This is a genomic window from Paenibacillus sp. YAF4_2 (assembly GCF_052113225.1).
Taxonomy (GTDB): Bacteria; Bacillota; Bacilli; order Paenibacillales; family Paenibacillaceae; genus Pristimantibacillus.
On the sequence record NZ_JBFRCT010000035.1, the window covers coordinates 1 to 423 of the forward strand.

2 tRNA genes and 1 rRNA gene are annotated in these 423 nt (G+C 49.9%); all 3 read right to left on the minus strand.

The features are described 5' to 3' along the window. Positions 1 to 72 precede the first annotated feature (72 nt). A tRNA-Ala gene (locus AB4Y93_RS28880) sits at positions 73 to 148 on the minus strand. 29 nt (positions 149 to 177) lie between these two features. Further along, positions 178 to 254: transfer RNA gene (locus AB4Y93_RS28885), tRNA-Ile, on the minus strand. Positions 255 to 290: 36 nt separating this feature from the next. Then, positions 291 to 407: ribosomal RNA gene (gene rrf, locus AB4Y93_RS28890) — 5S ribosomal RNA — on the minus strand. Positions 408 to 423 lie beyond the last annotated feature (16 nt).

Here is a 423-nt window from a genome sequence, read left to right on the forward strand (position 1 = left end):
ATAATTGCTTAAGGATGTTTCATTCTTTCGCTATCCAGTTTTCAAAGAACAAGTCTCAAAAAAAATTACTTTTGGTGGAGCCAAGCGGGATCGAACCGCTGACCTCCTGCTTGCAAGGCAGGCGCTCTCCCAGCTGAGCTATGGCCCCATAAATAGGAAGAATAATATCTGTTATAGTGGTGGGCCTTAGTGGACTCGAACCACCGACCTCACCCTTATCAGGGGTGCGCTCTAACCAGCTGAGCTAAAGGCCCTAGATATTATCATTTTATTAAGGTGTATAAACACCTGCTTGGCGACGTCCTACTCTCCCAGGACCCTGCGGTCCAAGTACCATCGGCGCTGGAGGGCTTAACGGTCGTGTTCGGTATGGGAACGTGTGGTTCCCCTCCGCCATCGCCACCAAACGGATGACTTCCTGAA